Raw genomic sequence first — 9,923 nt, forward strand, 5'->3', positions numbered from 1 at the left:
CGCTTCGACGACATCTCAAGCCCCTCTCATCGACAGCACAATGTCCAGCTTCTACCCATTAGTACCATTCTCTCATCAGCGGAGAGCCGCGCGGAAGACGGGTCGACCGCCCGTGTGCGCAGGCGGGACACCGGCGCCATGCTCAAAGAAGACGTGGAGGCAGTCATGGGGTTCTACGCCGAGAACGTACTGCCCAGGATCATCGACGTCGCCTGCGGGGCCAAGACCACTCCCCCGCTGCGACGGCGCGTCTGCGCGGGCCTGGCAGGCGAGGTCGTCGAGATCGGATTCGGCACGGGACACAACGTCCCCTTCTACCCGACCGCCGTCACCGGCGTGGCCGCGGTCGAGCCGTCCGACCTCGGCTGGCGTCTGGCCGCCGGACGCCTCGAGGCGACGCGCGTACCGGTGCGGCGCGCGGGTCTGGACGGCCAGTCGCTGCCGTTCGACGACGACGTGTTCGACGCCGCCCTGTCCACCTGGACCCTCTGCACCATCCCCGACGCCGACGCCGCGCTGCGCGAGCTGCGGCGCGTCCTCAAGCCCGGAGCGAGGCTCCACTTCGTCGAGCACGGGCTGGCCCCCAAGGAGGACGAGAGCGTCCGCCGCTGGCAGCGTCGCCTCGAACCGCTGAACAAGCGGCTGCTCGGCGGCTGCCACCTCACCCGCTCCGCCGTCGACATGCTGACGAGGGCGGGGTTCACGATCGTCGACGTCGAGGTCTTCTACGAGGACGGCGCCCCGCGCTTCCTGGCCGCCGACTCGCTCGGCACAGCCGTGTCGCCCTAGCCGGCACGCTCGCCACAGCCGTGTCGCCCGAGCCGACACGCCCTTTCGCGGGGAGCGCCCCCGCTCCGCCGCCCCGGCCGTGTTCACCCGCCTGGCGAAGACCCGCCGCCGCACCTGACACACCATCAGGCTCCGGCTCGCGTAGCGTGACGCGATCGTTCGCGTTCGTCGCCGTTCCGGTCCCGGCCGGCTCTGGGGCGATCCCTGCCCGCCGGGAGGGTGGTCCATCCGATGCTCCGACTCCGCCGCGCGCTCCGATGGCTCGCCGTGCTGGCCCTCGCCGCATCCGCGGCGGCCCCCGCGCCGCTCCCCACCGCCACGGCGGCCCCGCTGTCCGCGGCGCCCTCCGACGTGTACGAGCTCCTCGAGGACCCCGAGGCCACCGCGATCGGGCAGGTGCCCCCGCACGCCGAGCTGACTCCGTACGCGCACACCGCCGACGCGCTCCGCGGCGGCGGGAGGAGCCCGTGGACGAAGTCCCTCGACGGGAGGTGGCGGCTGCATCTGTCCAAGCGGCCCCAGGACGTCCCCCGGGGCTTCTTCGCGCCGGGGTACGACACCGGCGGCAGCGGCTGGCGGAGCGTCCGGGTGCCGCACACCTGGCAGACGGACGGCCTGGACCACCCGGTGTTCCGCAACATCCCGACCGAGATGTACCCGGACGATCCGCCGAGGGTCCCGCACGACGTCAACCCCACCGGGGCGTACGTCCGTGACTTCGTGGTGCCCGCGAGCTGGCGGGAGCGCCGGTCCTTCCTCCGGTTCGAGGGCGTCACCAGCGGCTTCCTGGTCTGGGTCAACGGCGTCTACGCGGGATACGACCAAGGCGGCTACACCCCCGCCGAGTTCGACGTCAGCGACCGTCTGCGGCCGGGCAGGAACACGATCGCGCTCCAGGTCCACCGCTGGAGCGCGGGCTCGCACCTGGAGGACTTCGACCAGTGGCGGTTCTCGGGGGTGTTCCGCTCGGTCGAGCTCTACTCCACTCCCCCGGTCCATCTGCGCGACGTCACCGTCAAGACCGATCTGGACGCCCGGTACCGCGACGCGCGGCTCAGCGCCGACGTCGAGGTGGCCGCCGAGGGCGCGGCCGCGCGCGGCGGCGCGCACACGGTGCGGGGCACGCTCTACGACCGGCGCGGGCGCAAGGCCGCGACGATGTCGGGAACGGCCGACTTCGGGGCCGGCGACGGCCGCGGCACGGCGTCGGCGTCCCTCGCGGCCGACGTCGCCGCTCCGGCGAAGTGGACCGACGAGACGCCCAGCCTCTACACCCTCGTCGTCGAGCTCCTGGGCGCGGACGGCAGGGCGAGGCACACGACGGCCCAGCCGGTCGGCTTCCGGGACGTCGAGATCGAGGACAGACAGCTGCTCGTCAACGGAGAGCGCATCCTGATCAAGGGCGTCAACCGGGCCGAGACCGACCCGAGGACCGGCCGGCACTCGACGCGCGAGCGCACCGCCTCGGACGTGGCGCTGATGAAGCGGCTCAACGTCAACTCGGTCCGCACGGCCCACTATCCGGCCGATCCGCATCTGTACGAGCTGGCCGACGCGCACGGCCTGTGGATCGACGACGAGGTGGACGTCGAGACCCACCACCACGACCGCTGCCCGCACGACTGCCTGGCCGACCGGCCCGAGTGGCGCAAGGCGTTCCTGGACCGCCTCACCGCGATGTACGAGCGGGACAAGAACCACCCCAGCGTGCTGATGTGGGACACCGGCAACGAGGCGGGTCTCGGCGAGGCCCACTACGCCATGGCGCGCTATCTCGCCGCCGCCGACCCGGCGCGGCCCCTCTACCACCAGCCGAACTCCCCCGACGGCGACGCGCCGTTCGCCCATGTGCGGGGCCCGCGCTACCCGTCCCCGTCGGATCTGGAGCAGCTGGCGGCGGTCGCCGACAAGCCGATCGTCATGGGCGAGTACGCCCACGCCATGGGCAACTCGCTCGGCAACTTCCGCGAGTTCTGGGACGTGGTGCGCGCACACCCCCAGGTGCAGGGCGGCTACATCTGGGACTGGGCGGAGCAGAACATCGCCCAGCCGCTGGTCACCACCCCCGACTCCTCGGGCAACGGCATCCTGGCCCACCTCGTCGGAAAGCCGGACCATGTGCCCGGGCCCCGCGGCAGGGCGCTCGCGCTCTCCGGCCTCGACGACTTCGTGGAGGTCTACCGCGATCCGAGGCTCGACGCCGTCTCCGGCGCGCTCACCCTGGACGCCTGGGTCCGGCCCGCCGCGTGGACCGGCGACTTCACCGTCGTCGCCAAGGGCAACCACAGCTACGCGCTGAAGATGAAGGGCAGCGACACCCTGGAGTTCTCGGTGTACGGCGGCGGCGCCTGGCACGCGGCCGCGGCGAGGGTCCCCCGTGACTGGTACGGGAGCTGGCACCGGATCTCGGCCGCCTTCGACGGCAGCGCGCTCCGGCTCTTCATCGACGGCGCCGCGGCCGCCACGACCGCGTGGAAGGGCACGATCCCCTACTCCGCGTATCCGGTGAACATCGGCCGCGACCCGGAGACCGGCCAGGAGAACCGCAAGACCCGTATGGCGCACGGCGCGATCGATCAGGTCCGCGTCTACCACCAGGCGCTCGGCCCTCGGCAGCTGGAGGCCGACCCCTCCTCCGAGGCGGTCCTCGCGCTGGACTTCGACACGCTGACCACCCGGGGCGAGTTCCTCTCGTACGGCTCGGGGACCAGCGGCGTGGACGGCCTGGTCTCCGCCGACCGGACCGTCCAGCCCGAGGCCCTCGCCATGGCGGCCGTCCACGCGCCCCTACGGATCACGGCCCCGGACACGGGTCGCGCGGCCGCGACCGGACGGATCGCCGTGGTCAACGAGCGCTCCTTCACGGGCACCGGTGATCTGCGGCTGCGGTGGAGGCTGACCGAGGGCGCGCGGACCCTGAGCAGGGGCAGCCGCGCCCTGTCGATCGGGCCGGGCGAGAGGGCCGAGGTCCAATTGCCGAGGCCGCCGGCCAACCCGCGGGACGCCGACCGTCAGCTGACCGTCGAGGCCGTGCAGGCCCGGTCCACCGCCTGGGCGAGGGCCGGACACCGCGTCGCCGTCGAGCAGTTCGACGTCGGCGGGCGCGGGCTGGCCGGGGTTGCCGGGGCGTCGAAGGCGCCCGGCGCGCTGAGGACGACCGAGCGGGCGGGCCGCCTCACCGTCGCCGGGAGCGGCTTCTCCTACGCCTTCGACCGCACGAGCGGCGCGCTGGTCTCGCTGAGGGCCGCCGGGCGCGAACTGCTGAGCGCGGGCCCGCGTCTGGACGTGTGGCGGCCGCCGGTCAGCAACGAGACGGGCTCGGAGGAAGGGCCCTGGCGCCGGGCGGGCCTGGACCGGCTGAAGACCGTGCCGGGACGGGTCGCGGTCGCCGAACAGGACGGCGCGGTGACCGTCACCGCGTCCAGCACGGCCTCGGCCCCCGGCGTCCCGAACGCGTCGTTCGCCCAGACTCTGCGCTACACGGTCACCGGCGGCGGCGAACTGCGCGTCGACCACCGCGTGGAGGCCCTCGGCAGGGCCCGCACCGTGCCCTACCTTCCCCGGGTGGGCCTGGCCCTGACGCTTCCCCGCCGCTACGACCGCTTCGCCTGGTACGGGCGCGGGCCCCAGGAGAACTACGCCGACCGTACGGACGGCGCTCCCGTCGGCGTGTACGCGATCGACGTGGACCGGCAGTTCTCGGACTACGCCTTGCCGCAGGACTACGGCAACCACGAGGACGTCCGCTGGGCGTCCCTGTCCGACGGGGTCGGCGGGCTGCTGGTCTCCGGGACGGACACGTTCTCCGCGAGCGTGACTCCGTACACGGGGATCGACCGGGCCGCCTATCTGTTCGCCCTGCGGCGCGACCCGGCGGGCAACACGCTCCATGCGGCCACGGCGGTCAGCGGGGTCGGCGAGACGTTCCACACCGTGCTGCCGCGGTACCAGGTAGAGGCGGACCGGGAGTACGCGTACACGCTGCGACTGCGCCCGCTGACCCGTGCGGAGGCGCGTACCGGGACTCCGCGGGGGCCGGTCGTCTGCACGCCCGAGGCACGCCTGACCGCCGACGGCGCCGCCGTGGCGGCGGGCGGGTCGACGACCGTGCGGCTGACCGTCGCCAACCGCTGCGCCACCACGCTGGAGGATCTCGCGGTCAGCTTCGATCCGCCGGCCGGATGGACCGCCGCGCCCGCCGATGCGCGGCTCGGCCCGCTGGCCCCGGGCGCCTCCGCGACCGTCGCCGCCGTGCTCTCGCGCGGCGCGCGGACCCCCGACGGCAGGCGGCCGGTCGCCGCGAGCGTCTCGGCGTCCTCCACCGGCGGGGCGCGCGTGGACGGCGGGGCGAGCGTCGACGTCGTGGGCGCGGCCCCCTCGCCCCGGCGGGGGCGCTGACGTCGAGGCTCGGGGCGGTCAGGAGGCCGGCGCGCTCACCCCAGCAGGTCGTCCAGCGGGAACCCCACGCCCTGCTGAAAGCTGCCGGTCAGCGGCTGCTCGGTCCACATGACCTTGCCCTGGAGCGTGTATCGGGTGCCCCACCGCCCGGCGAACTGGGAGACGAGGTAGAGGCCGCGCCCGCCCTCGTCGGTGGTGGCCGCGCGCCGCAGGTGCGGGGAGGTGCTGCTGCCGTCGGACACCTCGCAGATCAGGGTGCGTTCGTACAGCAGCCGTACATGGATCGGCTCGGAGCCGTAGCGGATCGCGTTGGTGATCAGCTCGCTGATCATGAGCTCGGTGGTGAACCCGAGCTCCTCCAGGCCCCACTCGGCGAGCTGGCGTCCGCACGCGGCGCGGATGCGGGAGACGGCCGCCGGGTCGAACGGCACGTCCCATTCGGCGACGCGGTCGGGGTCCGTGCGGCGGGTGCGGGCCACCAGCAGCGCGATGTCGTCGCTGCGGTGCGGGGGCACCAGGGCGTCGAACACGGCCTGGCACGTCTCCTCGGGCGTCCGGTCGTCGCCGCCCGCCAGCGTGTCGCGCAACAGGCCCAGACCGCCGTCGATGTCGCGGTCGCGGTGCTCGATGAGGCCGTCGGTGAACAGGACGAGCCTGCTGCCCTCGGCCAGCCTCAGCTCGGCGGTCTCGAACGGCTGGCTGTCCAGGCCCAGCGGCGGACAGGCCGGCACGTCCGGGAACTCCACGGTTCCGTCGGGTGCGACGACCGCGGGCGACAGATGCCCGGCCCTGGCCACGCTGCAGCTGCCGGACACCGGGTCGTAGACCGCGTACAGGCACGTTGCGCCCGTGATGGCCTCGGCGTCGCCGTTGCCGCCCTCTTCCTCGTCGATGCGCGAGACCAGCTCGTCGAGGTGGCCGAGCAGCTCGTCGGGCGGCAGGTCGAGGGTGGAGAAGTTGTGGACCGCGGTGCGCAGCCGGCCCATGGTGGCCGCCGCGTGCAGGCCGTGGCCGACGACGTCGCCGACGACCAGCGCGACCCGGGCGCCGGGCAGCGGGATGACGTCGAACCAGTCGCCGCCCACCCCTGCCTGCGCGGGCAGATAGCGGAAGGCGACGTCCAGGGCGTCCAGGGCGGGCAGGACGCGGGGCAGCAGGCTCCGCTGGAGGGTGACCGCCATGGTGTGCTCGCGGGTGAAGCGGCGGGCGTTGTCGATGGCGACGGCGGCGCGGGCGGCCAGCTCCTCGGCGAAGGACACATCGTCCTCCTCGAAGCTCTCCAGGCCCCGCGCACGCCAGAAGTTCGCGATGCCGAGGACCACTCCGCGGGCCTGCAGCGGCACCGCGAGCAGCGAGTGGACGCCGTGGGCGAGCGCCTTGTCCGCCCCCTCGGGGTCCTGCGCCCGCCAGCCCTCGGCGACGGCCAGATCGGCCTCGAGCACCGCGTGGCCGCCGGCCAGAGCCGCCGCCATGGGCGTGTTGGAGGCGACGAATCTGATCCGGTCGCCCACGGGCTGGAAGGGGTTGTCGACACGGTCGCCGCCCACGGCCACCCGGCGCATGTCCGTGAACACGCCCTTCGGCTCCTCGCCGCTGAGCACCGGGTCCAGCAGCTCCACCGTGACGAAGTCCGCGAACCGGGGAACGGCCATCTCCGCAAGCTCCTCGGCCGTCCGCACCACGTCCAGGGTGGCGCCGATCCGCACCCCGGCCTCGTACAGCATCTTCAGCCGTTCCCGGGCGACCTCGGCCGTGCCGGACAGGGCGATCAGCTCGGTGGTGTCCCGGAGGGTGGCGACCGTCCCCGCGGAACCGTCGTACGGGACGGTGGGGCGCGTGTTGACGGCCAGCAGGCGGTCCCCGGCCAGATGCACCTGGTCGGTCACGGCGCGGCCCGAGGACACCAGCTCGGCGATCTCCGGGTCGAGGCCGAGGTCGGCGGCGGGGCGCCCCTCGGCGTCGGCGGGCAGCTCCAGCAGCCGGCGGGCCTCGTCGTTGGCCAGCATGAGCCGGCCGTCGCCCCCGATGATGATCACCCCCTCGCGTACCGCGTGCAGAACCGCGTCGTGGTGTTCGTACATCCGGGTCATCTCGGTGGGGCCGAGCCCGTGCGTCTGGCGCCGCAGGCGTCTGCTCACCAGCACGGCGCTGCCGACGGCCAGGGTGAGGGCGACGATGGCGCTGCCGAAGAGCACCGGCATCTGGCGGTCGACCGCGTCGCCGACGTTGTCGATCCGGACGCCGGCGGCCACCAGGCCGACGATCTTCCCCTCGGCGTCGGCGACGGGGACGACGGCCCGGGCCGCGTCGTTCGGCTCTCCCTCGAAGATCTCCGTGAAGGCTTCCCCGGCGGCGGCCCGCTCGACGCCCTCGGCGCGCTCGCCGACCAGCCCCGGCTCGGTGTCGGCGTAGCGGACCCCGCTGGGGTCCATGACGGCGATGAAGTCCACGTTCGAGCCCCGGCGGGCCTCCTCGACGTGCGGCTGGAGCTCCGCCGCCGGATCGGGGGCGCTGAGGGCGGTGGCGGTGCCCGGAGCGTCCGCGAAGGACTCGGCTGCGGCGAGCGAGCGGTTCTCGGCGTTCTGCTCGCTGTCGGTCCGGGTCTGGAAGGCGAGGGCCACCACCACCGCGGCGATCAGCAGCAGCGCCACCATGATCTGGAGGAAGAGGACCTGACCTGCGGCGCTGTGCTCCCCTACCCGGGAGCGCAGGCTGCGGTGCGGAGGGCGGCGCGACGCGCCGGGACCGTTCCGGTACGGAGCGCTCCGCTCACGTCCGGTCGCCGGACGCCCATGCCGCCCACGGCGTCCCCGCCGGTCGGACCGCTTGCTGCGGTCCTGCCGGTCGTGGCGCTCATGCGCGAACGGGATTCCGTTGGGGCGGCCTGGCACACGCCCGAACCGTCCGGAACGTCCGTTCATGCCTCATTTCTAGCACTGGATGATGTTCCGCAATGGGCGAGAAGACGCCACCGCGAGACGTCGACGCCGCATCAGGGCTCGATGTTGTGGTTGAGGCGGAAGAGGTTGCCGGGGTCGAAGCGCCGTTTGAGCGCCGCCAGGCGATCGTAGTTCTGCCGGTAGTTGGACCGGACGCGGTCCTGGTCGTCCGGGCCCATGAAGTTCACATAGGCGCCGTCCTCCGAGTAGGGCTCCAGCGCCGCGTGGAAGTCGCGCGCCCAGCCCATCGCGGCCTCGCACTCGGCGCGGCTGGTGAGCGCGGGGCTCAGGGCGCTCGAGAAGTCCGCGTCCCGGTAGGCGAACGCGCTCTCCTCGGGCCCCACCCGATGGCACGCGCCGTCGATGGGGAACACCACCGTCGCGCTCTGGATGGTGGGCGCCGTGGCGCCGTACTCGGCGTACGCGGCGATCGCCCCGTCGGGCAGACCCTTGTGGAAGACGCCCTTCCAGTAGTGGAAGAGGCCCGCGGGCAGCATCTCGTCGAAGAGGGTGTTGATCGCCGGGTACGGCATACGCTCGAGGTACTGCCCCACCACCGGGCCGAGGCCGCCGAGGCGCGCGCGGACCCGGTCGTCCTCCTCCTGCGGGCCGGACCAGCAGGCGACCACGCCGCACAACGGCCGCCCGTGCCAGCGCTCCGGCAGGAACGGCGCCGGCGGGCCGAGCCCGACGACCAGCAGCGCGCCGAGCCTGTCGTCGGACTCGGCGATCATCTCCCGGTAGGCCCTCATCACGTCGCCGTCGAGCGGATAGAACGTCGGCCCGCCGAGGACGTCGGCCACGGGGTGCAGCCGGTACTCGAAGGACTCGACGACGCCGAAGTTCCCGCCGCCTCCTCGCACCGCCCACAGCAGGTCGGCGTTCTGCTCCCGCGAGCAGGTCAGGAGAGACCCGTCCGCCGTGACCAGGTCGACCGAGACCAGGTTGTCGCAGGCCAGCCCGCATCTACGGGACAGATGGCCCATGCCTCCCCCGGTGGTCAGCCCGCCGATGCCGGTGGAGGAGACGACCCCGCCCGTGGTCGCCAGGCCGAAGGCGTGCGTGGCGTGGTCGAGGTCCGCCCAGGTGCACCCGCCCTGGGCGCGGACCGTCCGGGCCTGGGGGTCGACCCGGATCCCCCGCATCCGCCCGAGGTCGAGCACGAGGCCCCCGTCGCACGTTCCGTAGCCGCTGACGCTGTGGCTGCCGCCGCGCACGGCCAGCAGGAGGTCACGCTCGCGGGCGAAGCCGACGGTCGCGATGACGTCGCCGGCGTCGGCGGCCCTGACGACGGCCGCCGGGCGCTTGTCGTGCATCGCGTTGTAGACCTTGCGCGCCTCGTCGTAGTCGGGGTCGCCCGGCGTGACGACGTCGCCGTGCACGGCCTCTCGGAGCCGCCGCGTCTGCTGGTCGTCGAGGGGCGCCGCGTAGGTGGTCATGGCCGCCGCCTGCCTTCCTTCGTCGTCAGGGAGGGTTCGGGGTACAGCACGGTTGTACGCCCGCCTCCGCGCCGGGCTCATCGCCGAAGCCGCCCATCCCACGCGGGCCCGGCATGGGCAGAACAGCCCATGCCCCCCCGCCCAGACCGCGCGGCCGGTCAGGCGAGGCCGTGTGTGAAGGCGTACGCCGTGGCCGCCGACCGGGACGACACGTCGAGCTTCGCGAAGATGTTGTTGAGATGACGGGCCACGGTGTGCTCGCTGATCACCAACTCCACGGCGATGGACCGGTTGGTCCGGCCCGCCGCGACCAGGCGCAGCACCTGCACCTCGCGCTCGGTGAGCCGGCCGGGGGGAC

Annotated in this window: 5 protein-coding genes; 2 read left to right on the plus strand and 3 right to left on the minus strand. The window is 73.5% G+C overall.

Annotation, left to right across the window (positions count from 1 at the left end; translation table 11 throughout):
- The first annotated feature begins 138 nt into the window (after positions 1 to 138).
- A complete protein-coding gene (locus AB0M39_RS20940) occupies positions 139 to 789 on the plus strand; it encodes a methyltransferase domain-containing protein (protein WP_365366431.1) in 651 nt (216 codons plus the stop codon).
- Positions 790 to 1,020: 231 nt separating this feature from the next.
- Entirely contained in the window at positions 1,021 to 5,187 is a 4,167-nt protein-coding gene (locus tag AB0M39_RS20945; protein WP_365366433.1) for a glycoside hydrolase family 2 TIM barrel-domain containing protein, read from the plus strand.
- 35 nt (positions 5,188 to 5,222) lie between these two features.
- Here AB0M39_RS20945 and AB0M39_RS20950 read toward each other — a convergent pair whose 3' ends face one another.
- The 3 genes from AB0M39_RS20950 to AB0M39_RS20960 all read right to left on the minus strand — a co-directional run.
- Positions 5,223 to 7,841, minus strand: coding sequence for a SpoIIE family protein phosphatase (locus AB0M39_RS20950; protein WP_365366441.1), 2,619 nt, complete (start codon positions 7,839 to 7,841; stop codon positions 5,223 to 5,225).
- Positions 7,842 to 8,179: 338 nt separating this feature from the next.
- Positions 8,180 to 9,565, minus strand: coding sequence for an FAD-binding oxidoreductase (locus tag AB0M39_RS20955; protein WP_365366435.1), 1,386 nt, complete (start codon positions 9,563 to 9,565; stop codon positions 8,180 to 8,182).
- Positions 9,566 to 9,723: 158 nt separating this feature from the next.
- Positions 9,724 to 9,923 (minus strand): helix-turn-helix transcriptional regulator (locus AB0M39_RS20960; protein WP_365366437.1); only part of this gene is annotated, 200 nt, incomplete at its 5' end.

It is taken from the genome of Streptomyces sp. NPDC051907 (genome assembly GCF_040681075.1).
GTDB lineage: Bacteria > Actinomycetota > Actinomycetes > Streptomycetales > Streptomycetaceae > Streptomyces.